Genomic DNA, 24,966 nt, shown 5'->3' on the forward strand with positions numbered 1-24,966 from the left:
GATCCTGGGCGTCAACGCCCGCTTACATCGCCTTCCAATAATCCAGGGCAACCGTGCGGTTCGCGGTCCGTCAGGCTTATTGGAGATAACAATAATGAAAGGCCGTAATGCTGATAGTCCGAGGCAAGGCATCCACCTCACCCGCGCCCTGAAAAGCCGGCACATCTTCATGCTGTCCCTGGGCGGTGTGATCGGCACCGGGCTGTTCATGGGCTCCGGGGTCACCATCAACCAGGGCGGGCCGATGGGCGCGATCCTCGCCTACCTGGTGGCCGGGTTCCTGATGTACCTGGTGATGGTCTGCCTCGGCGAGCTGTCGGTGCAGATGCCGGTGTCCGGTTCGTTCCAGGCCCATGCCACGAAATACATCGGCCCGGCCACCGGCTTCATGATCGGCTGGGTGTACTGGATGAGCTGGGCCACCACCGTGGGCCTGGAGTTCACCGCCGCCGGCATGCTGATGACCCGCTGGTTCCCCGACGTGCCGATCTGGTACTGGTCGGCGCTGTTCGTCGCGGTGCTGTTCGGCCTCAACGCCCTGGCCACGCGCGCCTTCGGCGAGGCCGAATACTGGTTCTCGGGGATCAAGGTGGCGACCATCCTGGGCTTCATCATCGTCGGTATCCTGGTGATCTTCGGCGCCATTCCCCTGAGCGACGGGGCGCCGGCGCCGATGATGAGCAACCTGGTCGGCGACTCGCTGTTCCCCAATGGCCTGCCGGCGGTGTTCGCGGTGATGATGACCGTGGTCTACGCCTTCCAGGGCTGCGAGATCATGGGGGTGGCCGCTGGCGAGACCGACCAGCCCGAGAAGAGCATCCCCCGCGCGGTGCGCAACGTGGTGTTCCGCGTGCTGATCTTCTACGTGCTGGCCATTGCCGTGCTGGCGGCGATCGTGCCGTGGCAGCAGGCGGGGCTGATGGAAAGCCCGTTCGTGCAGGTGTTCGACCGGGTCGGCATCCCCTACGCGGCAGACCTGATGAACTTCGTCATTCTCACGGCGATCCTGTCGGTGGGCAACTCGGGGCTGTATGCCTCCACGCGGATCCTCTGGGCCATGTCCAAGAGCGGCATGGCGCCGAAGAGCCTGTCGCCGCTCAGCGCGCGGGGCGTGCCGCTGCGCGCGCTGAGCATCACCCTGCTGTTCGCGCTGGTCTCGCTGATGACCAGTTTCATCGCCGCCGACACGCTGTTCATGGTGCTGATGGCGGTGAGCGGCATGTCCGGCACGGTGACCTGGATCGTCATCGCCCTGGCGCAGTACCGCTTCCGCCGCGCGTTCCTGCGCGAGGGCGGGCGCCTGGAGGACATCAAGTACCGTGCGCCGCTGTACCCGCTGGTGCCGTTGCTGTGCATCACCCTGTGCAGCTCGCTGTTCGTATTCCTGGCGCTGGATGAGACCCAGCGGCCGTCGCTGTACTGGGGCTTTGGCTTCATTGCGCTGTGCTATGCGGCGTACTTCCTGGTCAATCGGCGGCGGGCGGGGGCCGTGCTGAGCCCTTCGGCGAACTGACCGGCCCTATCGCGGGGCAAGCCCGCTCCTACAAATACACCACCGTTTTTGGAGGCGGCAGTGTGTCTGTGGAGCGGGCTTGCCCCGCGATTGCCGCCTCCCTGGCAACCCAAATCCCCCACTTGTTCGAAGTTGTAACAGCTCAATCCCCCCGATTGCCGGCTTGTTGAACACTCGTTTAGTATCCGTCCAGGCCCCACCCCAACAACAACCATTCGAGGCTCCCCATGACCAGCCTGTTGACCACGCTCGAAGCCGGTGTCGCCTGGATCACCCTCAACCGCCCCGACCAGCGCAACGCCCTCGACATTCCCACCCTCAAGCACCTGCACAGCCTGCTCGAAGGCTTCAACGCCGACCCCGCCGTGCGCGTGGTGGTGCTCACCGGCAGCGGGCGCAGCTTCTGCGCCGGCGCCGACCTTGCCGAATGGGCCGAGGCCGAAGCGCGTGGGGCCTTGGAAAGCTACGGCTGGACCGAAACCGCCCACGCCCTGATGCAGCGCCTGCACAGCCTCGACAAACCGACCCTGGCCGCCATCAATGGCACCGCCGTCGGCGCCGGCATGGACCTGACCCTGTGCTGCGACCTGCGCATCGCCGCCGCCTCGGCGCGCTTCAAGGCCGGCTACACCAGCATGGCCTACAGCCCCGACGCCGGGGCCAGCTGGCACCTGCCGCGGCTGATCGGCAGCGAACAGGCCAAGCGCCTGCTGTTCCTCGACGAACTGTGGGGCGCCGAGCGCGCCCTGGCGGCGGGCCTGGTGGGCGAGGTGTGCGCCGACGACCAACTGCTGGCCAGCGCTGCGGCGCTGGCCGCACGCCTGGCCCAGGGCCCGACCTTCGCCTACGCCCAGACCAAGCGGCTGATCCGCGACGGCGCCCAGCGCACCTTGGGCGAGCAGTTGCAGGCCGAGCTCGCCGCTGGGCTGCTCTGCGGTCGCAGCGAGGATGGCGCCGAAGCGCTGCTCGCCTCGGTGCAGCGCCGGCCTGCTGTTTTCGTTGGTAAATAAGTAGTTACAGCCACTTCTTCAGGATCATTCCAGATGAATTTCCAACTGACCCAAGAACAAGAAATGTTGGTGGAAGCGGTACGCAGTTTCGTCGCCAAGGAGCTGCTGCCCCACGAGGAAGCGGTGGACCGCGCCGATGCGGTGTCGCCGGAGCTGGCCGCGCAGATCCGCGGCAAGGCCATCGCCGCCGGTTTCTACGCCTTCAACATGCCCGAGGAGGTTGGCGGCGGGGGCCTCGACTACCTGTCCCAGGCCTTGATCGAGCGCGAGCTGTCGAAGGTCTCCTGGGCCGTGCACGTGTTCGTCGCGCGCCCTTCGAAGATCCTCATGGCCTGCAAGGACGAGCAGGTCAACGACTACCTGCTGCCCTGCGTGCAAGGCGAGAAAATCGACTGCTTCGCCCTCACCGAGCCGGGCGCGGGCTCCGACGCCAACGCCATCAAGACCCGCGCCGTGCGCCAGGGCGACGATTTCGTCATCCACGGCAGCAAGCACTTCATCAGCCACGCCGGGCACGCCGACTTCGCCATCGTCTTCGCCGTGACCGACACCTACGAGCACAACGGCCGCAAGCGCAACGCCGTGACCGCCTTCCTGGTCGACCGCGACACCCCTGGCATGACCATCCGCCGCGGCCCCAAATGCGTGAGCAACCGTGGCTACCACACTTACGAGCTGTTCTTCGACGACTGCCGCGTGCCGGCCAGCAAGGTGCTGGGCGAGGTCGGCAAGGGCTGGGAAGTGGCCAACGCCTGGCTCACCGCCGGCCGCGTGATGGTCGCCGCCAACTGCGTCGGCCAGGCCCAGCGCGCGCTGGACCTGTCGCTGCAATGGGCGGCCGACCGCAAGCAGTTCGGCCAGCCGATCGGCAGCTACCAGGGCGTGTCGTTCAAGCTCGCCGACATGGCCACGCAGATCCGCGCCGCCGAGCTGCTGACCCTGCACACCGCCTGGAAGATGGACCAAGGCAGCATGACCGACGGCGAAGCCGGCATGGCCAAGCTGTTCGCCAGCGAGGTGCTGGGCAAGGTCGCCGACGAGGCGGTGCAGATTTTCGGCGGCATGGGCCTGATGGACGAGGGGCCGGTGGAGCGAATCTGGCGCAACGCGCGCATCGAGCGGATCTGGGAGGGCACCTCGGAGATCCAGCGGCACATCATTTCCCGCGAACTGCTGCGCCCGTTGCTGCGCTGAGCGGCCTGGAGACTCCCTATGTCGCAGTCGATTCGTGACAACCTCAAGCGCCTGCTGGCGCCCCGGCACCTGGCCTTCGTCGGTGGCCGCAGCATGGCCCGCGCGCTCAAGCGCTGCGCCGAGGGCGGTTTCGCCGGGCCCCTGTGGCTGGTCAATCCGCAGCACGCCAGCATCGAGGGCGTGCCGTGCGTGGCCAGTGTCGCCGAGCTGCCGTGCGGCCCGGACGCGGTGTTCATCGCCACCCACCGCGAGCTGACCCTAGAGTGCGTGGCGCAACTGGCCGCGCACGGCGCCGGCGGGGCGATCTGCTACGCCTCGGGCTTCGCCGAGAGCGGCGCCGAGGGCCAGGCCCTGCAACGTCAACTGCTGGAGGCGGCAGGCGACATGGCCTTGCTCGGCCCCAACTGCTATGGCCTGCTCGACTACCTGCACAGCGCCGCGCTGTGGCCGGTGGCCCACGGCGGCAAGACGGTGGAGCGCGGCGTGGCGATCCTCACCCAGAGTGGCAACTTCGCCTACAACCTGTCGATGAGCGACCGCTCGCTGCCGGTGGCCTACATGGCCTCGGTGGGCAACCAGGCGCAACTGGGCGTGGCCGAGCTGATGGACGTGCTGCTGGACGACCCGCGGGTGACCGCCATCGGCTTGCACCTGGAGGGCCTGAAGAACGTGCCGGGCTTTGCCCGCGCCGCCTACAAGGCGCTGCAGCAGGGCACGCCGATCATCGCCTTGAAGACCGGCGTCTCGCAGATCGGCGCGGAACTGGCGCTCAGCCACACCAGCTCGTTGTCCGGCTCGGACGCCCTGTACGACGCGCTGTTCCGGCGTCTTGGGGTGATCCGCGTGAGCGGCCCGGTGAGTTTCGTCGAAACCCTCAAGGCCGCCGCCTGCGGGCACTTGCCCGAGGGCGGCCGGCTGATCGCCTTGGCCTGCTCCGGCGGCGACGCCGGGTTGATCGCCGACTACGCCGAGCGCAATGGCCTGGGCCTGCCCACGTTGGCGCAAGGGCAGGTGGATGCATTGGCCGAGGTGCTGCCGGCCTACGCCAACTTGGTCAACCCGCTGGATTTCACCACGGCCATCTGGGGCGACGGCCAAGCCCTGCAACGCATGCTCGACACCGCCCTGCAAAGCGATGCCGACGCGGCGATGCTGGTGCTCGATTACCCAGCCGAATTCACCGGCGAGCGCAAGGAATGCGACCTGCTGCTCGCGCTGTACTGCCAGGCCCTGGCGCGTCACGGCAAGCGCGGCTTCGTCACCTCGGCGTTTCCCGAGCTGCTGCCGGCCGCCGCCCGTGAGCGCTTGCACGCCCACGGCATCCCGGCGCTGCAAGGCGTCGAAGACGGTTTGGCCGCCTGGGGGCGGGTCGTCGCCTATCAGGCCAACCGCCAGCGCCTGCTCGACCTCAATGAAGCGGCCCTGGTGCCGCTGAGCCCGCCGCCCCTGGCTGGCGAGGCGCAGTGGCTGGATGAGTGGCAGTCCAAGCAGGCGCTGCGGGCGTTCGGCCTGCCCGTGCCCGACGGGCAACTAAGTACCCCCGCGCAGGCGCGGGCCGCTGCCGAACGGGTCGGTTACCCGCTGGTGCTCAAGGCGGTCAGCGTGCAATTGCCGCACAAGACCGAAGCCGGCGCCGTGGCCCTGAACCTGCGTGACGGCGAGGCCGTCGCGGCCGCCCTCGACCGCATGCGCGCCCGTATCGCCGCGTATGCGCCGCAGGTGGCGTTTGACCAGGTGTTGCTCGAACCCATGGCCGAGGCGCCGCTGGCCGAGCTGATCGTCGGGGTCAAGCGCGAGAACGATTTCGCCCTGGCCCTGGTGATCGGCGCTGGCGGGGTGCTGGTGGAGCTGCTCAAGGACAGCGTCAGCCTGCTGCTGCCGACCAACGACGGCGCCATCCGCGCAGCGCTGCTCAGCCTGCGCAGCGCCGCTTTGCTGCAAGGCTTCCGCGGTCGCCCGGCGGCCGACCTGGACGCGCTGGTGGCGGCGGTGCGCGCGGTGGCGGATTACGCCTGCGAAAACGCCGGCAACCTAGTGGAGTTGGACGTCAACCCACTGATGGTCGGCGCGCAGCGCAGCATTGCGGTGGATGCCTTGATCCGCCTGGGCCAGGCCTGAGGAGATGAACATGCAAGACAAACCCCTGACCGGCGGCCAGGCATTGGTGCGCCTGCTGGCCAACTACGGTGTCGACACGGTGTTCGGCATTCCCGGCGTGCACACCCTGGAGCTGTACCGTGGCCTGCCCGGCAGCGGCATCCGTCATGTGCTGACCCGCCACGAGCAGGGCGCCGGCTTCATGGCCGACGGCTATGCGCGGATCAGCGGCAAGCCCGGCGTGTGCTTTGTCATCACCGGCCCCGGCGTGACCAACGCCGCCACCGCCATTGGCCAGGCGCATGCCGACTCGATCCCGATGCTGGTGATTTCCAGCGTCAACCACAGCGCGAGCCTGGGCAAAGGCTGGGGTTGCCTGCACGAAACCCAGGACCAGCGCGCCATGACCGCGCCGATCACCGCCTTCTCGGCCCTGGCCCTGAGCGCCGAGGACCTGCCCGAGCTGGTCGCCCGCGCCTGGGCGGTGTTCGACAGCGAACGACCGCGCCCGGTGCATATCTCGGTCCCGCTGGATGTGCTGGCCGCGCCCGTGGCCCGCGACTGGAGCCATGAGGTGGTGCGCCGACCCGCGCGCGGCGTGCCGGCCCCCGAGGTGCTGGCGCAGGCCGCCGCCAAGCTGGCCAACGCCCGGCGCCCGATGATCATCGCCGGCGGCGGCGCCCTGGGGGCCGCCGCTGAGCTCGCCCAGCTCAGCACCCGCCTGGCCGCGCCGCTGTTCACCAGTGTCGCGGGCAAAGGCCTGTTGGCGCCCGATGCGCCGCTCAACGCCGGTGCGAGCTTGTGCGTGGCGCCGGGCTGGGCATTGATCGCCGAAGCCGACGTGGTGCTGGCGGTCGGCACCGAGATGGCCGACACCGACTTCTGGCGCGAGCGCCTGCCTTTGAGCGGCGAGTTGCTGCGGGTGGACATCGATCCGCGCAAGTTCAACGACTTCTACCCCTGCGCCGTCGCCCTGCGCGGCGACGCGCGGCACACCGTGGCCGGCCTGCTCGAACGCCTGCCCGGCGTGCAGCGTGACGCTGGCGCCGCCCAGGCGCAGGTGGCGGCGTTGCGCGAGCAAGTGAGGGCAGGGCACGGCCCGTTGCAGGCCATTCACCAAGCGATCCTCGACCGTATCGACGCTGTGCTGCCGGGCAACGCCTTCATCAGCACCGACATGACCCAGCTGGCCTACACCGGCAACTACGCCTTCGCCAGCCAGGCCCCGCGCAGTTGGCTGCACCCCACCGGCTACGGCACCCTGGGCTATGGTTTACCAGCAGGCATCGGCGGCATGTTCGCCAGCCCCGACCGCCCTGGGCTGGTGCTGGTCGGCGACGGTGGCTTCCTCTACACCGCCCAGGAACTGGCCACGGCCGTGGAGGAGCTGGAGCGTCCCTTGGTAGTGCTGTTGTGGAACAACGACGCACTGGGGCAGATCCGCGACGACATGCTCGGCCTCGACATCGAGCCCATCGGCGTGCTGCCGCGCAACCCCGACTTCGCCGCGCTCGGCCGTGCCTTCGGCTGCAGCGTGGCGCAGCCGCGCAGCCTCGATGACCTGCAACGCGAGTTGAAGAATGGATTCACGCGCAACGGCGTGACCTTGATCGAACTCAAGCACGCCTGCGCCCACTGATGGAGGACTGCCATGCGTTTTTCCCAGCTGACCCAGCGCATCGCCGGTGACGGCGCCGCCGCCTGGGACATTCACTACCGTGCCCTGGCGCTCAAGGCCCAGGGCCGCGACATCCTGTTGCTGTCGGTGGGCGACCCGGACTTCGACACCCCGGCGCCGATCGTCCAGGCCGCCATCGACAGCCTGCAGGACGGCCACACCCACTATTCCGACGTGCGCGGCAAGCTGGCCCTGCGCCAGGCCATCGCCCGGCGTCACCAGCAGCGCAGCGGCCAGGTGATCGATGCCGACCAGGTGACGGTGCTGGCCGGTGCCCAGTGCGCGTTGTTCTGCGTGGCCCAGTGCGTGCTCGACCCCGGCGACGAGGTGATCGTCGCCGAACCGATGTACGTCACCTACGAAGCGGTGTTCGGCGCCTGTGGCGCGAAGGTCGTCCCCGTGCCGGTGCGCCCGGAGCATGGGTTTCGCGTGCAGGCCGAGGACGTCGCCGCGCGCATCACCCCGCGCACCCGCGCCCTGGCCCTGAACAGCCCGCACAACCCCTCCGGGGCGAGCCTGCCACGCGGCACCTGGGAGGCGCTGGCCGAGCTGTGCGTGGCGCATGACCTGTGGCTGATCTCCGACGAGGTGTACAGCGAGCTGCTGTACGAGGGCGAGCACATCAGCCCCGCTAGCCTGCCGGGCATGGCGGGGCGTACGGCGACGTTGAACAGCTTGTCCAAGTCCCACGCCATGACCGGCTGGCGCATTGGCTGGGTGGTGGGCTCGGTGGAACTGGCCCAGCACCTGGAGAACCTGGCGCTGTGCATGCTGTATGGCTCGCCGGATTTCATCCAGGACGCGGCGGTGGTGGCATTGGAGCAGCGTTTGCCGGAATTGCAGGCGATGCGCGAGGCCTATCGCCAGCGCCGTGACCTGGTGTGCGCCTGCCTGGCCGGTTGCCCGGGCGTGAAGGCGCTCAAGCCTGACGGTGGGATGTTCGTGATGGTGGATATCCGTGAGACCGGGCTCAGCGCGCAGGCGTTTTCCAGCCGGTTGCTGGAGGCGCATGGCGTGTCGGTGCTGGCCGGGGAGGCGTTCGGGCCGAGCGCGGCGGGGCATATCCGCCTGGGGTTGGTGCTGGGGGCCGAGGCGTTGACCGAGGCCTGCCGGCGCATTGCCCGGTGTGCGGCGCAGGCGCTGGAGGGCAGGGCGGTCACCGGGTGAGGCGGATGGCCCTATCGCGGGGCACCTGTGGGGCTTGCCCTGCGATAGGGCCGGCCCTGTCACTCAACCCTCCACAACCTTCTCCACCGGCCGTTCGAACGCCACGAACAGCTGGTCGGCGGTGATCGCGCCCAGGTCCAGGCGCATGTTCGCCTCCAACAGGGCGAACAACTGGGTGAACACCTCGAACACCTTGCAGTGATCCTCCATCCCGGAAAACGGGTTGTCGATCTTCTCGGCGATCAGCGAGCTCTCCTGCACCGCGTCATACACCTCGCGCAAGGTGATCTCGCTGGCCGGCCTGGCCAGCGTCAAGCCACCGTGCGCTCCCCGCCACGACTTGAGGATATTGGCCTTGACCATCTGCGAGGCGAGGTTGCGCACCCGCGCCGGGTGCACCTTGACCCACTTGGCGATGGTGTCGGTGCGCAACTTCTGCGGCGCGTTGGCGGCCACGAACGAGAGGATGTACGAGGCGGTGATCAGGCGAGTCGATTGGCTCATCGGCAAGAATCCCTGGTGGAAACCGAAAGTGTGGGCCCTGTGAAAATCCATCTTGGCAGGGGCGTGGCAATGAGTCTAATGTATTTGTCACGATGACAATTACAAATATGCCGTCATCGCTGCCTGCGTTCCTTTCCTTGCGGTTCAACAGGGGCAATGCCATGAGCGATAACAACAACAAGATCACTCAAGCGATGCCCGACGGCGGCCTGCCGCGTCGGGAGTTCCTCAAGTTCGGCGCGGCGGCGGCCACCGTCGCCGGCGCCTTCTCGCTGGGCCTGTCGCTGCCGGCCTGGGCCGAAGGCACCACGCCGAAAGCCGGTGGCGTGCTGCGCATGGGCCTGGCCGGTGGCAGCACCACCGACTCGCGCGACCCCGGTTCCTGGAGCGACACCTTCACCTTCGTCGGCTTCTCGGCGGTGTACAACACCCTGAGCGAGATCGGCGTGGACGGCAGCGCCATCCCGGAGCTGGCCGAGCGCTGGGAATCCAGCCCGGACGCGCGGGTGTGGACCTTCTTCCTGCGCCAGGGTGTGACCTTCCACGACGGCAAGACCCTCGACGCCAGCGACGTGGTGGCGTCGATCCAGCATCATCTGGGCGAGAAATCCACCTCGGCGGCCAAGACTGTGCTCGGCGACGTCGCCCAGGTGCGCGCCGAGGATGCCGCCACCGTGGTGTTCGAGCTGCACTCGGGCAATGCCGACTTCCCCTACGTCGTCGCCGACTACCACCTGGTTATCATGCCCGCCAAGGACGGCGTGGCCGACTGGCAGGCGGGCACCGGCACCGGCGGTTATCGCCTGAAACGCTTCGAACCCGGCGTGCGCATGGACCTGGAGCGCAGCCCCGACTACTGGAAGCCGGGCAGGGCGCACTTCGCCAGCGCCGAGCTGCTGGCCATTGCCGACGGCGCGGCGCGGGTCAACGCGCTGGTCACCGGGCAGGTCGACGTGATCAACAAGGTCGACCTGAAGACCGTGGCGCTGCTCAAGCGCAACCCGCAGTTGGTGATCGAGGAAACCAAGGGCGCCCAGCACTACACCTTCCCGATGCTCTGCGACGCCGCGCAGTTCAAGGACAACAACGTGCGCCTGGCACTCAAGCACGCCATCGACCGCCAGGCCCTGCTGACCTCGGTGCTGTACGGCTATGGCCAGGTCGGCAACGACCACCCAATCCAGCCTGGCAGTCGCTTCATCAATGCCGCCCTGGAGCAACGCGCCTATGACGCCGACAAGGCGCGCTTCCACCTCAAGCAGGCCGGCCTCGATTCGCTCAAGGTGCGCCTGCAAGCCTCTGACGCCGCCTACACCGGCGCCGTGGACGCCTCGGTGCTGTTCAAGGAGCAGGCGCGCAAGGCCGGCATCGATATCGACGTAGTGCGCGAGCCGGCCGACGGCTTCTTCACCAACGTATGGATGAAGCAACCGTTCACCACCTCGTTCTGGTACTCCAGCCTCACCGCCGACCGCATGTTCAGCATCGGCTACGCGAAAGGCGCGGCGTGGAACGAGACGCACTGGGACAACCCGCGCTTCAACCAGTTGCTCAACGCCGCCCGCGGCGAGATGAACGCGCCGCTGCGCCAGGAGATGTACAACGAGATGCAGGCCCTGTGCCGCGACGACGGCGGGGCCATCGTGCCGCTGTTCGCCAGCTCCGTGGCCGCGCGCTCGCGGCGCGTGACCCACGGTGGCGCCACCGCGCCCTATGGCGAGCTCGATGGCCTGCGGCTGATCGAACGCTGGTGGCAGGCGTAAACCCCTTTCGTCGAGGACTGCACGGTGAATAGTCTCTGCAAACTGCTCGCCCAGCGCCTGGCCTTGGGCCTGCTGTCGCTGCTGGCGGTGTCGGTGATCATCTTCCTGGCCGTGGGCATGCTGCCGGGCGACGTGGCCCAGGCCATGCTCGGCCAGGCCGCGACCCCGGAAACCGTGGCCGCGCTGCGGACCCAGCTGGGCCTGGACCAGCCCGCGTTGGCGCGCTTCTTCCACTGGGCCTGGCAACTGCTGCACGGCGACCTGGGCGTGTCGCTGGCCAACCAGCGGCCGATCGCCGAGCTGATCGGCGCGCGCCTGGGCAACACCTTCAGCCTGGCCGTGCTGGCGGCGCTGATCTCGGTGCCGCTGGCGTTGCTGCTGGGCATGCTGGCGGCGCTATACCGCAACAGCGGGTTCGACCGCTTGCTCAATACCAGCGCGCTGAGCGCGGTGTCGTTTCCCGAGTTCTTCGTCGCTTATCTGCTGATCCTGGTGTTCGCGGTGAAGCTTGCGTGGCTGCCGAGCCTCTCCAACCTGGCCCCGGACGCGACCCTGGGCGAGGTGCTGGAGCGATCGCTGCTGCCGGTGCTGACCCTGAGCCTGGTGGTGGTGGCGCAGATGATGCGCATGACCCGCGCCTCGCTGATCAACCTGCTGGCCAGCCCGTACATCGAGATGGCCCGGCTCAAGGGCATCGGCCAGGCGCGGATCATCTTCCGCCATGCCTTGCCCAACGCCCTGGCGCCGATCGTCAACGTGGTGGCGCTGAACCTGGCGTACCTGGTGGTCGGCGTGGTGGTGGTCGAGGTGGTGTTCGTCTACCCCGGCCTTGGCCAACTGCTGGTCGATTCGGTGGCCAAGCGCGACATCCCGGTGGTGCAGGCGTGCAGCCTGATCTTCGCCGCCACCTACATCCTGCTCAACACCAGTGCCGACGTGCTGTCGATCGCCAGCAACCCGCGCCTGATGCATCCGAAGGGGTAGCCCATGAGCCTGTTCAAGCATTTGCGTCGCGCACCGCTGAGCGCGCAGTTCGGCCTGCTGGTGATCCTGCTGTACGTGATGGTGGCGTTGTTCGCGCCGCTGGTGGCGCCGTTCGGCGAGACCGAGGTGGTCGGCGAGGGCTTCGCGCCGTGGGGCGGGCAGTTCCTGCTGGGCACCGACAACCTGGGCCGGGACATGTTCAGCCGCCTGGTGTACGGCGCGCGCAACACCCTCGGCATCGCCTTCCTGACCACGCTGCTGGCGTTCGCCGTGGGCGGTTTCTGCGGCCTGATGGCGGCGATCCGCGGCGGTTGGGTCGACCAGGGGCTGTCGCGCGTGGTGGATATCCTCATGGCCATCCCGCAACTGATCTTCGCCTTGCTGATCCTCAGCGTGGTCGGCACCACCACCACTTCGCTGGTGCTGGTGATCGCGCTGCTCGACGCGACCCGGGTGTTTCGCCTGGCGCGAGCGGTGGCGATGACCGTGGTGGTGCAGGACTTCGTCGAGGCCGCACGGCTGCGCGGGGAAGGGCTGTGGTGGCTGGTCACCCGCGAGGTGCTGCCCAATGCCGCGGCGCCCTTGGTCGCTGAGTTCGGCCTGCGTTTCTGTTTCGTCTTCCTGTTCATCAGCGCGCTGTCGTTCCTCGGCCTGGGCCTCCAGCCGCCGACCGCCGACTGGGGCAGCATGGTGCGCGACAACGCGGTGCTGATCACCTTCGGCGACATCAGCCCGCTGCTGCCGGCGTTGGCGGTGGCGCTGATCACCGTGAGCGTGAATTTCGTCGTCGACTGGGTACTGCACCAGTCCAGCGGCCTGAAGGAGTGCTGAGCATGAGCGATACCCCGCTGTTGCAGATCCGCGACCTGCACATCGAAGGCCATTCCGACGACACCTGGCACCCCTTGGTGCGGGGCGTCGACCTGACCCTGCAACGCGGCGAGGTGCTGGGGCTGATCGGCGAGTCCGGGGCCGGCAAGTCCACCCTGGGGCTGGCCGCCATGGGCTACGTGCGCGACGGTTGCCGCATCAGCGGCGGCTCGGTGCGCTTCGATGGCCAGGAACTGGTTGGCGCCCATCCCGACGCCCTGCGCCGGCTGCGCGGCCTGCGCATTGCCTATGTCGCGCAGAGCGCGGCGGCGTCGTTCAACCCGGCGCACCGGCTGATCGACCAGCATGTGGAAACCGCGGTGATCAACGGCGGCATCGACCGCGCCCGCGCCGAGGCCGAAGCGGTCGAGCTGTACCGCGTGCTGCGCCTGCCCGACCCGGAGCGTATCGGCCAGCGCTACCCGCACCAGGTCTCCGGCGGGCAACTGCAACGGGTGATGACGGCCATGGCCATGGCCTGCCACCCGGACCTGATCATCTTCGACGAGCCCACCACGGCGTTGGACGTGACCACGCAAATCGAGGTGATCGCCGCCATCCGCGATGCGGTCAAGCGCTTCGGCAGCGCGGCCCTCTACATCAGCCACGACCTGGCGCTGGTGGCGCAGATCGCCGACCGCATCATGGTGCTGCGCCACGGCAGGTTGGTGGAGGAGGCCGCCACCCGCGCCATGCTCGACGCACCCAGCCAGGACTACACCAAGTCGCTGTGGGCCGTGCGCAGTTTCCACACTGCGCCCAAGCCGAGCCAGCCCGAGCAGCGGCCCTTGCTGGAGGTGCGCAACGCCTCGGCCAGCTATGGCGCGCAGCCGGTGCTGCATGACGTGTCGCTGAGCGTGCAGCGCGGCCAGACCCTGGCGGTGATCGGCGAGTCCGGCAGTGGCAAGAGCACCAGCGCGCGGTTGATCACCGGCTTGCTGCCGCCTTCCAGCGGCCAGGTGCTGTACGACGGCGAGGCGCTGCCGGCGGACTATCGGCGGCGCAGCAAGGCGCAGCTGCGGCGCATCCAGATGATCTACCAGATTCCCGACACCGCACTTAACCCGCGCCAGCGCATCGCCGACATCATCGGGCGCCCCTTGGCCTTCTACCTGGGCCTCAAGGGCAAGGCGTTGCGCGCACGGGTGGCCGAGTTGCTGGAGATGATCGAACTGGACCCGGCGACGTTCATGGACCGCCAGCCCCGCGAGCTGTCCGGCGGGCAGAAGCAGCGGGTGTGCATCGCCCGCGCCCTGGCTGCCGAGCCTGAGTTGATCATCTGCGACGAGGTCACCTCGGCGCTCGATCAGCTGGTGGCCGAAGGCGTGCTCAAGTTGCTCGACCGTCTACAACGCCAGTTGGGCGTGGCCTACCTGTTCATCACCCACGACGTGGCCACGGTGCGCGCCATCGCCGACCAGGTGCTGGTGATGCAGCGCGGCCGAGTGGTCGACCACGGCAGCCGCGAGGCGATCTTCACCCCGCCGCACCAGCCCTACACGGGCCTGTTGTTCTCCTCCGAGCCGCAGATGGACCCGGACTGGCTCGACCGCCTGCTGGCCCGGCGCGCCAGCGCTTCTTCCCCGCAACCTGTCGAAGGACAACCTTCATGAATGTATTGATCGTCCACGCCCACCCCGAACCGCAGTCCTTCACCGCCGCCCTGCGCGACCAGGCCGTCGAGACCTTCCGCGCCCAGGGCCACCCGGTTCAGGTCAGCGACCTGTACGCCATGGGCTGGAACCCGGTGGCCAGCGCCGAGGATTTCAGCCGCCGCGAGAACCCCGGCTACCTGGTGTATGCGCTGGAGCAGCGCCTGGGGGTCAAGAGTGGCTCGATCGCCGCGGACATCCAGCAGGAGCTGGACAAGCTGCTATGGGCGGACCTGCTGGTGCTGAACTTCCCGATCTTCTGGTTCTCGGCGCCTGCCATGCTCAAGGGCTGGATCGACCGGGTGCTGGTGTCGGGGGTGTGTTATGGCGGCAAGCGCTTCTACGACCAGGGTGGCCTGGTGGGCAAGAAGGCGCTGGTGACCGTGACCCTGGGTGGGCGTGAGCACATGTTCGGCGAGGGGGCCATCCATGGGCCGCTGGAGGACATGCTCCGGCCGATTCTGCGCGGCACCCTGGCGTATGTCGGTTTCGAGGTGTTGCCACCGTTCGTGGCCTGGCATGTGCCGTACATCAGTGACGAGGCGCGCCGGGATTTCCTCGGGCAGTACCGCGAGCGCCTGGAGCACCTGGCGGATGATCAGCCGCTGGTGTTCCCGCGTCTGGAACAGTTCGACGAGGCGTTGTATCCGCTGTGACGTCGTCGCTGCAAGCCCGCACACGGGCCACACCGCCCCTGTAGGTGCGGGCTTGCCGCGCGAAGGGCCCGCGATAACCAGCGACCTGCCCAAAAACGACCACCCACACATTCGGGGTATGTCTCGACCCGTCGAATGCGCCGATAGTGACCTCGTCAGCTCGACCCAGAGCACTCACACGACGGAGTTGCTATGCGCAAGGCACTGAAGGTGATTGGCAGTCTGCTGCTGGCGTCCACCGCCACGCTGTCGCAGGCCGCAGAGGTGGATACCGGCAACACGCTCAGGCTCTACAACTGGACCGACTACATCGGCGAAACCACCCTGGCCGACTTCGAGAAGGCCACCGGTATCAAGGTGGTCTACGACACCTTCGACGGCTACGAGACCGTGCAGACCAAACTGCTCACCGGCCGTTCCGGCTACGACCTGGTCATGCTCAATGCCTCGCTGGTGCCGCCGCTGATCCAGGCCGGAGTGTTCCAGCCACTGGACAAGCAGCAACTGCCCAGCTGGCACAACCTCGATGAGCAGGTGGTGCGCAACCTGCAAGGCTACGACCCGGGGCTGAAGTACTCGGCGCCCTATACCTGGGGCAGCTCCGGGGTCACCTACAACGTCGACAAGATCAAGGCACGCATGCCCGACGCGCCGATCGGCTCGCTGGCCATGCTGTTCGACCCCAAGGTCGTCTCGCGCTTCGCCGACTGCGGCGTGACCCTGATGGACGCGCCCACCGAAGTCATCCCGCTGGCCCTGCAATACCTGGGCAAGGACCCCCGCAGCGCCGCGCCTGCCGACCTCAAGGCCGCCGAGCAACTGCTGTTGAACATCCGCCCCTACATCCGCAAGTTCGACTCGGTCAACTACCTCACCAGCCTGCCCAACGGCGACGTGTGCCTGGCCCTGACCTGGTCCGGCGACTATGCCACCGCCCAGGCCCGCGCGGTGGAAGCGAAGAAGGACATCAAGCTGTCGTTCTTCATCCCCCAGGAAGGCTCGCTGATCTGGTTCGACAACCTGTACATCCCCAAGGACGCGCCCAACGCCGGCAACGCCCACCGCTTCCTCGAGTTCCTGTTGCAGCCGCAGACCATGGCCAAGGTGACCAACTTCATCCACTACGCCAACAGCAACGCGGCGGCCACGGCGCTGGTGCAGGCCGATATCCGCCAGGATCCGGCGATCTACCCCGACGAGCAGACCCGCCAGCGCCTGTTCGCGCAGAAGACCCAGAGCCCCAAGGACATGCGCGCGATCACGCGGGTCTGGAGCTCGGTCAAGACCGGTTTCTGAACCCATTCACCCAAGGAGCTGCCCATGGCCATCCCAAGCAAAGCCTTCGCCCCGACCCATGACCCGCTGGTGGAGGCTGACAAGGCCCACTACATGCACGGCTACCACGTGTTCGACGAGCACCGCGAGCAGGGTGCGCTGAACATCGTCCAGGGCGACGGCGCCTACATCCGTGACACCCACGGCAACCGCTTCCTCGACGCCGTCGGTGGCATGTGGTGCACCAACATCGGCCTGGGCCGCGAGGAGATGGCGCTGGCCATCGCCGACCAGGTGCGCAAGCTGGCGTACTCCAACCCGTTCTCCGACATGGCCAACGACGTCGCCATCGAACTGTGCCAGAAGCTCGCGCAGCTGGCCCCGGGCGACCTGGACCACGTGTTCCTCACCACCGGCGGCTCCACCGCCGTGGACACCGCCTACCGGCTGATCCAGTACTACCAGAACTGCCGTGGCAAGCCGGACAAGAAGCACGTCATCGCCCGCTACAACGCCTACCACGGCTCCACCACCCTGACCATGTCGATCGGCAACAAGGCCGCCGACCGGGTGCCGGAGTTCGACTACGCCAACGACCTGATCAGCCACGTTTCCAACCCCAACCCGTACCGTGCCCCGGACGACATGGACGAAGCCGAGTTCCTCGACTTCCTGGTGGCCGAGTTCGAAGACAAGATCCTCTCGCTGGGCGCCGACAACGTGGCGGCGTTCTTCGCCGAGCCGATCATGGGCTCGGGGGGCGTGATCATTCCGCCCAAGGGCTATTTCCTGCGCATGTGGCAGCTGTGCCAGACCTACGACATCCTGTTCGTCGCCGACGAAGTGGTGACCTCCTTTGGCCGGCTCGGCACCTTCTTCGCCAGTGAAGAGCTGTTCGGCGTGCAGCCGGACATCATCACCACCGCCAAGGGCCTGACCTCGGCCTACCTGCCGCTGGGCGCGTGCATTTTCTCCGAGCGCATCTGGAAGGTGATCGCCGAGCCCGGCAAGGGCCGCTGCTTCACCCACGGCTTCACCTACAGCGGCCACCCGGTGTGCTGCACCGCGGCGCTGAAGAACATCGAGATCATCGAACGGGAGAACCTGCTGGCCCACGTCAATGACGTCGGCGGCTACCTGGAGCAGCGCCTGCAGACCTTGCGCGAGCTGCCGCTGGTGGGCGACGTGCGTTGCATGAAGCTGATGGCGTGCGTCGAGTTCGTCGCCGACAAGGCCAGCAAGGCGCTGTTCCCCGATGCGGTCAACATCGGCGAGCGCATCCACAGCAAGGCCCAGGCCAAGGGGCTGCTGGTGCGGCCGATCATGCACCTGAACGTGATGTCGCCGCCGCTGATCATTACCCGCGCACAGGTGGACGAGATCGTCGACACGCTGCGCCAGTGCATCCTCGAGACCGCGCGTGAACTCAGCGCGCAAGGCCTGTACGACGGCCGATGAGCAGCCTGCAACGGGCTGTGCGAGGGCGTGCCCGGCAGGCTAGACTGCCGGGCATGACCCATGCGACCCCCGACACGCCCCTGACCCTCACCCTTGGTGCCTTGCAGCAATGGCACGCGGCGCTGCAACGCGCCCTGGCCCATAGCGATACTCCGGACGCCTTGGCGCAACTGGCGGCGGCGCTGAGTCACCTGGTGGCGGTGGAGTCGATGATGATCAGCCTCGAATGCCAGGGCAGGGCGCCGCGCCTGCTGTACCAGCAAGGCATTCCCGAGCGCCACCGCGACGCGGTGCTCAACCGCTACTTTGCCGCCGGCTACCTGCTCGACCCGTTCTGCCTGGCGGTGCAGAGCGGTCTGGCCGAAGGCTTCTACCACCTGCAGGACATCGCCCCGGACAACTTCTTCGACAGCGATTACTACAAGGCCTATTACCTGGGCACCGGTTGCAGTGAAGACAGCTACTACATCGTCGACCTCAGCGACGGTCGCAAGATCTCCCTGAGCCTGTTCCAGGGCTGCAGCGGAGCGCGCCTGAGCCAGGGCCAGATCGACCTGCTGCGGGCCGTCGAGCCGATGGTTCGCGAGCTGCTCGGCCGCTATGCCCGCCACAACCTGGAACCCGGCACCGCCAGCGTCGAGCGCGGCAGCCTCCAGGCCGCGTTCGACAGTTTCGGCTGCCAGGTGCTCACCGACCGCGAGCGCGAAGTGGCGCACATGATCCTGCGCGGGCATTCGGTGAAATCCACCGCCATCGAGCTGGGCATCTCGCCGGAAACCGTGCGCATGCACCGCAAGAACCTGTACCTGAAATTGGCGATCAATTCGCAGTCGGAGCTGTTCGCGCTGTTCATCGACTGGTTGCGCCAAGGCTAGGCGCGTTGTACCGCCGTGTATCCAGCCTGGGCTGGGATACAGACGGACGCGATTCACTGACACGCTGGATACACACCTCTGCTGAACTGCATTGATCGCCACGTTCGATGGCGCTCATCCGTTCCAGGGGCCTGACCATGACAATAAAGAACCTGCCTGATGCACCCACCGCGCACACTGCCGTGCGCCACCTGCGGGTAGACCGCTACACCCACGGCATCATCGGCCCGAGCCAGGCCATGCTCGGCCCGCTGGCCGACGGTGGCACGCTGGTGACCGGCACGCCGCCGGGCTGCTGGGGGCCGATGATCACCCCGGCATTCGAGGGCGGCCATGAGGTGACCCAACCGGTGGCGATCGAGGGCGCCGAGGTCGGCGATGCCGTGGCGCTGAAGATCCAGCGCATGCGCGTGACCTCGCTGGCGACCTCGTCCGGGGTCATGCAGTTCGTCGAAGGGCGCTACCACGGCGACCCGTTCGTGGCCAAGTTCTGCGCCGCCTGCGGCACCGAGCACCCGGCCAGCCATGTCGATGGCATTGGCGAGGAGGCGATCCGCTGCAGCCATTGCGGCGCCGAGGTGAATGCCTTCCGCTTCAGCCATGGCTACGTGATCGTCCTCGATCAGGAGCACCAGGTCAGCCTCACCGTCAACCAGGACGTGGCCAACACCTTGGCTGGCGATGCCGCGCAGATGTCGGTATTGCCGGAGCTTGCGGCGCAACACTCGATCCTTTCTCTGGCCCGCGCCGACATGCCCGGCGTGGCCGCACACATGCGTCCGTTCCTCGGCAACATCGGCACCACGCCCGCCGTGGACATGCCCGACTCGCACAATTGCGCCGACTTCGGCCAGCACCTGATCGACGCCCCGCACCGTTTCAGCCTCACCCGTGAAGCCCTGCACGCCGCCAAGACCGACGGCCACATGGACACCAACTCGGTGCGCGAGGGTTGCATCCTGATCTGCCCGGTGAAGGTGCCCGGTGCCGGCGTGTACATGGGCGACATGCACGCCCAGCAGGGCAACGGCGAGATCGCCGGCCACGCCACCGACGTGTCGGGCGAGACTGAGCTTACGGTAGAGGTGATCAAGCACCTGACCCTCGACGGCCCGATCCTGCTGCAGAACCTCGACGACCTGCCGCCGATGGCCCGGCCGATGACCGCCGAGCAGCGCCAGCGGGTGCGTGAACTGGGCGAGCGCTGGGGGCAACGGGAGATCGAACACAACGGCCCGATCACCTTCATCGGCAGTGGCGAAGACCTCAACGTCGCGACCAAGAATGGCCTGCAACGCGCCGCCGCAGTGACCGGGCTGCCGTATGACGAGGTGCTGAACCGCGCGACGATCACCGGTTCCATCGAGATCAGCCGGTTGCCGGGCACGGTCCGGGTGACCTTCCTGTGCCCGATGGCAGTGCTGGACCGGATGGGTATTGGCCACCTGGTGCGTGAGAAATACTTGCTCGACTGACCTGCACGGGGCCTGGCTGCACCAGGCGATGGCACTTCAGTACCCACTTTGTGCGTTTTTTGGCCGTACCGTGCATACGTAGCAAATTTTTCAGACTCGTCTGTAGGGCTGTTGCTTTAACTCGTACAGACGAGTATTTTCTTTACAAGTTGTTACCCAAGCAGCGCTATAAAAACCACAAAGACAAAGCACATGAGCCTCGATTATTCGAAGATTGACAGCGGGACGCTGCACAACCTCGGTGGTCGCTACAGCCGTGAACAGCCCGCCCTGCTACAACCTTGCATGATGGCAAGTTGGAATGAACTGACCTTGGGTTCATGTTCAACGGCCTTTCATTGTCGTGGGCACACTATGCCCCGATGTTGTCGATTACTCCCTGCACTGACTGCGAAGTACTGAGCGAACGCCCAGTCAGCGCTCGGTCTTACTTTATTCACGCTAGGAACGGCCAACTCAGTGTTGGCTGAAGCGTGCGTTCGTGCTCAATGAATACTAACGTGTCGTGGCTGAGCCATTGCCGAGGGAGGCGTTCGTCCGATAAATAATCAATCCTTGAAAAAGAGGCGTGTCGCCTATTCGACAGTGTTGAGATGACCTGCCGTCATCCACCCCACCGCCCATTATAAGAAGCTGGCCATCCGAGTCCGTGATGATCAATACATGCTTATTGGTTAGAGAGGTATTGCCATGCCTGCTGGCGCTATATTCATATCGTTCGACGCCGTCGCGGTGTCGGGTATTACCGTCGAAGCCCTGAAACTTGCGAAGAAACTCCTGCACCAGGGAATTGTCTCGCACCTTGACCTGGGCTATGAAATCAAGATCGACAAGGGCAACTTCAATAAGCCTTACGACCAGGAAAAAGACCTCTATAACGGCCTGTTCAACCTGGTGCGGGTCGAGGCGGTCGATACGCTGCCTTATTACAACGTCGAGTTCATCGCGTATTTGCACAGTGCCCTGATCGCGCAAACCCTTGCAGTGCCCGAGCACGAGAAAGACGCGCTGCTGGCCGCCATGGAAACCTCGGCGCAGGCGTTGTCCCAGCGCATCGTGCAACTGTGGGAGTCGCTCGACATCCGTCACGTCATCGTCGAGAACGGCACGCTGCCGGAAAACATCATCTACACCCGCGCGCTGTACCTGGCCATCGAGGCCTACGGCAACCGCCATGCCCTGGGGCGCTTCGTCATCTGGCGTGATCACGACCTGATGTGGAGCAGCGAAAAAACCGTGATGAAGTACGGCCCGGAGCCTTACCCGCATGCGATCAAGCCTGTCAGGTCGGCGCATATCACCTACGTGACGCTGAACGAAGACCTCAAGCGCAAGCTCGAGGCGTGGTGCGATCACCAGGTGGAGGTGCAGGTGCGCAAGAACACCTATGACTTCGCCGACCTGCGTCCACGGCCGGATATCAAGGAGCGCCTGGACATCCGCGCCAGTGACCTGCTGATCGCCCGCACCACGCGTCTCATCGCCCAGAAACGCCCGGACCGGGACATTCACCTGGTGCATGCCTTGAATCGACGCTTCATCGATGAAGGCAAGCACACGCGGGTTTACCTCGCGCTCGCTGGCGACCCGCACGAACAACCTGGCTACGCCGCGCAACTGGTGAACTTGATCAGTGACTTGCAAGTAGAGCCCTACGTGAAGTTTCTCGGCGCGTTATCGCATGACGACATGCCCTGCACCGAAGCGTCATTTACCGTCGAAGACTTGTATCACGCCTGTGACGTGGTTTCTTTTCTGACGTCGTGGGGCTACGACAGTTATGGCAACCCCATCGGCGAAGCCATCAGCAGCCAGCGCTGCTATATAACCAGTCACTACGAGTATTACCAGGAAGTGTATGGGCAGCACGGCTTCCAGGCGCCGATCCTGCAAACTTCCCAGGCGCATGATGGCTTGCCCGATGACGGGTTCGTCGAACAGGTCTACCAACTGCTTAATGATAGCGCGCGCCGGGAGGCTGTGGCGCGACATAATTTCGACATTGGCAAGCGAGTGCTCTCCAATAACGTAATGGATATGTTGGACTTGAGTGTTTCCGGAGGAATTATGCGTGATGCTGTATTTGTGTCGGTGGTGCTGCCGGTCTATAACGAAAGCGACCGGATCGATGCCGTGCTGGAGTCGCTGTTCAATCAACGCAGCCACGCGGGGTTGGTCACCCACGCCACTTACGAGTTGATCATTGTCGATAACAACTCAACCGACGACTCGGTGGCGAAGATCGAGCGCTTTCGTGAGCGCAACCCGTCCCTGGATATTCATGTGATTACGGAAACTGTCCAGGGCGTGTCTTCGGCGAGAAAGCGCGGCATGGACTACGCCTCGTTGCGTTCGAAGGAACGCGATATACGCCTGGGTGTAAATAATCGTCATTACATTGCCTCCGCCGATGCCGATTGCACGGTCGACCCGTATTGGCTGCATGCCTTGATCGACAAGATGGTGGTGGAAAACGGCGACTTGGGGACGTGCAACTACTATTACAACGAGGCGCACTTTGGCAAACGGCCAAACTTGTATAACGAGATCCAGAAAACCCTGCGCTGCCGTGAAATGTCGTTTTCCCTGTTCGGCGGATTTCCCGACGGCAAGGGCTTCGCCGTCGAGCGGCAACTGTACGACCGGGTCGGCGGTATCGAGATCTTCTACCAATTGGACAAGGGCCGTTTCGTCGAGCACCTGTCCGATGACTGGGACTTCGGCATCCGTGTGATCGCCTGGGGTGGCAAGCCGGTGTACGCCCATGACTCGCGCATCGAGATCAACAGCCGGCGGGTCGACACCATCCTCGATGAGGTGATCACCGGCAACGCCTATGGGCAGGACGGCATCATCATCATGAAGGACGTGCGCCCGGACGTCGAACAGCAGACCCCGACGCTGCGTGACACCACGCCCGAGCAATCGCGGCAGGCCTGGGAATACTCGATCAAGGACTACGTGCCCAAGAACATCGTGCTGCCGGCGCTGCTCAACCCGCAGATCCTGCTGGAAAACCCCGCCGTGCGCGCCTTCTTCGGCGAGCCGGTGGCCGACCGCCTTTACCAGCGCATCCACGAGATCAAGCAGCAGAGCCGGGTGATCGACTTCAAGCCGATCCATGCCTACAAGACACCGTCGTACCGCCTGTATTTCGAGTTCCGTGAGGACATCTTCAGCGCCCTGCGTCGCGCCGTCGGCGATGACATCGGCTTCCCGCCGCCGTTGCCCACCTGCCTGGACGACGTCGAGCCCGACGACTTCCAGCGCTTCGTTCACTATTTCGCCGAAGACCGCGAGTCGGGCGAAGCACACAACTATTTTGCCAACGGCGGGGTGTTCTGATGAGCGGCGAAGCACTGCATTCACTCAATGATATCGACCCGAACTACCCGGTCCCGCGGGTCCATGAGTTCCTCGCGCACCCGGACAACCGCGACTTTCTGGAGTATGTGCACAACGACCCGTTCGGCTGCCATGTGTTCCCGGGCGACCTACCCGACTACCCCCTGGCTTCGTTCTTCGCCGACATGGACCGCGAACTCGCCCAGGCCAAGCAGATTCATTTGTGGGCGTACATTCCCACCTGCCGCTACCGCTGCCATTTCTGCCAATACCCGACGGTGATCCTCAACCCGAAGGCGGCCTCGTCGCAGGCCGTGTTCCGCGACGTGGTCGACTACAACATCAAGGAAGCGAGCCTGTGGCTGCAGAAGGTGCCCAGCCTGGCCAAGGCCGAGGTCGGTGAATTCAATATCTTCGGCGGTACGCCGTCGCTGCTGCCGGAGTCGGAGCTGCGTCGCCTGATGGCGTTCTACCGCAGCCACTTCAACTTCTCGGCCGCCACCCTGCGCTTCGAGGGCGAGCCCGGCACGCTGAACAAGCCGTACCTGTCGCTGCTCAAGGAGCTGGGCTTCACCAAGATCAGCTTCGGCGCGCAATCCTTCGACGACCGCATCATTGCGGCCTGCGGGCGCATGCATTCGGCCGAGGAGTGCGTGGAGACCATCCACCACGCCCGTTCGATCGGCCTCGACTGGGTCAGTGTCGACCTGATCTACGGCATGCTCGGCCAGAGCGTCGACGACGTGAAGTACGACATGCACAGGGCCCTGGAGCTTGAGCTGTCGCACGTGGTGATCAGCAAGCTGCACATGGAAGAGTTCATGAAGACCCGCACCGGTGTCTCCGGCGAAAAGCAGAGCCACTGGCAGCGCAAGGGCCTGATCAGCATGAACGACATGACCTTCCCGGGGCTGGGCAAGCAGTACCAGATGCGCGAACTGGTCGAGCAATACCTTGCGCCCAGCTACCGCGAGCACCCGACGATGTACTTCCACCAGAACGACCTGCCGGCGGAAAAGTGGAAAGGCCTGATCACCGACCTGCCGACCCAGTACCCGGAAGTGGCGATCGGCCTGGGCGGCAGTTCCAAGTGCACGCGCGCCGAGGCGATCAACATCACCGGCTACGCCAAGTACAAGCAGGCCCTGGACGAAGGCCGCCTACCGATCGACGAGAGCCGCGGGGTGTCGCCCCTGCAGCGCGAAGTGAACGCCTTCAAGATGGCGCTCTCGACCCTGGTGCCGGTGGACGACGCGGTGTTCCGGCAACGCTTCGACGGGCGCAGCTTCCATGACAACCCGATCATCGCCCGCACCCTGCAGGCCTTGGTCGAAAAGGACCTGGTCGGCATCGAAGGCGATCGAGTGACGCTGACGGCCAATGGCGTGACGCTGGTCGAGGCGATCATCAACACCCAGTTCGCCGCGCCCGAGGCCTGAAGGAGAGCATC

Annotated in this window: 18 protein-coding genes; 17 read left to right on the forward strand and 1 reads right to left on the reverse strand. The window is 65.9% G+C overall.

What is annotated here, in order from left to right; all coding sequences use genetic code 11:
• The first annotated feature begins 94 nt into the window (after positions 1-94).
• The 6 genes from P0Y43_RS15790 (at position 95) to P0Y43_RS15815 (ending at position 8,659) form a co-directional block, all read left to right on the forward strand.
• Positions 95-1,513 (forward strand): amino acid permease, encoded by a 1,419-nt coding sequence (locus tag P0Y43_RS15790; RefSeq protein WP_275638201.1) that lies wholly within the window; start codon positions 95-97, stop codon positions 1,511-1,513.
• A gap of 227 nt (positions 1,514-1,740) precedes the next feature.
• Positions 1,741-2,523, forward strand: coding sequence for an enoyl-CoA hydratase/isomerase family protein (locus P0Y43_RS15795; RefSeq protein ID WP_275638202.1), 783 nt, complete (start codon positions 1,741-1,743; stop codon positions 2,521-2,523).
• Between the two features lie 33 nt (positions 2,524-2,556).
• Positions 2,557-3,717 carry an acyl-CoA dehydrogenase family protein gene (locus P0Y43_RS15800; RefSeq protein WP_275638203.1) on the forward strand — a complete coding sequence of 387 codons (1,161 nt, stop codon included), beginning with the start codon at positions 2,557-2,559 and terminating at the stop codon, positions 3,715-3,717.
• An 18-nt stretch (positions 3,718-3,735) separates the two neighbouring features.
• Positions 3,736-5,835 (forward strand): acetate--CoA ligase family protein, encoded by a 2,100-nt coding sequence (locus tag P0Y43_RS15805; RefSeq protein ID WP_275638204.1) that lies wholly within the window; start codon positions 3,736-3,738, stop codon positions 5,833-5,835.
• A gap of 10 nt (positions 5,836-5,845) precedes the next feature.
• Positions 5,846-7,453 carry a 5-guanidino-2-oxopentanoate decarboxylase gene (locus P0Y43_RS15810; RefSeq protein WP_275638205.1) on the forward strand — a complete coding sequence of 536 codons (1,608 nt, stop codon included), beginning with the start codon at positions 5,846-5,848 and terminating at the stop codon, positions 7,451-7,453.
• 12 nt (positions 7,454-7,465) lie between these two features.
• Positions 7,466-8,659, forward strand: a complete 1,194-nt coding sequence (locus P0Y43_RS15815) for a pyridoxal phosphate-dependent aminotransferase (protein ID WP_275638207.1) — start codon at positions 7,466-7,468, stop codon at positions 8,657-8,659.
• A gap of 63 nt (positions 8,660-8,722) precedes the next feature.
• Here P0Y43_RS15815 and P0Y43_RS15820 read toward each other — a convergent pair whose 3' ends face one another.
• Positions 8,723-9,163, reverse strand: coding sequence for an RrF2 family transcriptional regulator (locus P0Y43_RS15820; protein WP_275638208.1), 441 nt, complete (start codon positions 9,161-9,163; stop codon positions 8,723-8,725).
• Between the two features lie 161 nt (positions 9,164-9,324).
• Between P0Y43_RS15820 and P0Y43_RS15825 the strand changes: the two genes are divergently transcribed.
• The 11 genes from P0Y43_RS15825 to P0Y43_RS15875 all read left to right on the forward strand — a co-directional run bounded on the left by P0Y43_RS15825 (position 9,325) and on the right by P0Y43_RS15875 (position 24,955).
• A complete protein-coding gene (locus P0Y43_RS15825) occupies positions 9,325-10,926 on the forward strand; it encodes an ABC transporter substrate-binding protein (RefSeq protein WP_275638209.1) in 1,602 nt (533 codons plus the stop codon).
• A 24-nt stretch (positions 10,927-10,950) separates the two neighbouring features.
• Entirely contained in the window at positions 10,951-11,910 is a 960-nt protein-coding gene (locus P0Y43_RS15830) for an ABC transporter permease (RefSeq protein WP_275638211.1), read from the forward strand.
• Positions 11,911-11,913: 3 nt separating this feature from the next.
• Positions 11,914-12,741 (forward strand): ABC transporter permease, encoded by an 828-nt coding sequence (locus P0Y43_RS15835; RefSeq protein WP_275638212.1) that lies wholly within the window; start codon positions 11,914-11,916, stop codon positions 12,739-12,741.
• Between the two features lie 2 nt (positions 12,742-12,743).
• Entirely contained in the window at positions 12,744-14,393 is a 1,650-nt protein-coding gene (locus P0Y43_RS15840) for an ABC transporter ATP-binding protein (RefSeq protein ID WP_275638213.1), read from the forward strand.
• On the forward strand, positions 14,390-15,088 hold the full coding sequence (locus P0Y43_RS15845) for an NAD(P)H-dependent oxidoreductase (protein WP_275638215.1): 699 nt from the start codon (positions 14,390-14,392) through the stop codon (positions 15,086-15,088). Before P0Y43_RS15840 ends, P0Y43_RS15845 begins: the two co-directional genes overlap by 4 nt.
• 192 nt (positions 15,089-15,280) lie before the next feature.
• Complete coding sequence (locus tag P0Y43_RS15850) at positions 15,281-16,384, forward strand: polyamine ABC transporter substrate-binding protein (RefSeq protein WP_275638216.1); 1,104 nt, start codon at positions 15,281-15,283, stop codon at positions 16,382-16,384.
• Between the two features lie 24 nt (positions 16,385-16,408).
• The gene (locus tag P0Y43_RS15855) at positions 16,409-17,821 is read left to right on the forward strand and encodes an aminotransferase (protein ID WP_275638217.1); all 1,413 of its coding nucleotides are present in this window, start codon (positions 16,409-16,411) and stop codon (positions 17,819-17,821) included.
• A gap of 53 nt (positions 17,822-17,874) precedes the next feature.
• Positions 17,875-18,696, forward strand: coding sequence for a LuxR C-terminal-related transcriptional regulator (locus P0Y43_RS15860; protein ID WP_275638218.1), 822 nt, complete (start codon positions 17,875-17,877; stop codon positions 18,694-18,696).
• A gap of 137 nt (positions 18,697-18,833) precedes the next feature.
• On the forward strand, positions 18,834-20,171 hold the full coding sequence (locus tag P0Y43_RS15865; RefSeq protein WP_275638219.1) for an acetamidase/formamidase family protein: 1,338 nt from the start codon (positions 18,834-18,836) through the stop codon (positions 20,169-20,171).
• 690 nt (positions 20,172-20,861) lie between these two features.
• Positions 20,862-23,516 (forward strand): glycosyltransferase, encoded by a 2,655-nt coding sequence (locus P0Y43_RS15870; protein WP_275638220.1) that lies wholly within the window; start codon positions 20,862-20,864, stop codon positions 23,514-23,516.
• Positions 23,516-24,955, forward strand: coding sequence for a radical SAM protein (locus tag P0Y43_RS15875; protein WP_275638221.1), 1,440 nt, complete (start codon positions 23,516-23,518; stop codon positions 24,953-24,955). The genes P0Y43_RS15870 and P0Y43_RS15875 overlap by 1 nt, the downstream gene beginning before the upstream one ends.
• The last annotated feature ends 11 nt before the right edge of the window (positions 24,956-24,966 follow it).

Origin of the sequence: Pseudomonas entomophila (assembly GCF_029193575.1) — a bacterium.
GTDB classification, from domain to species: Bacteria; Pseudomonadota; Gammaproteobacteria; order Pseudomonadales; family Pseudomonadaceae; genus Aquipseudomonas; species Aquipseudomonas entomophila_G.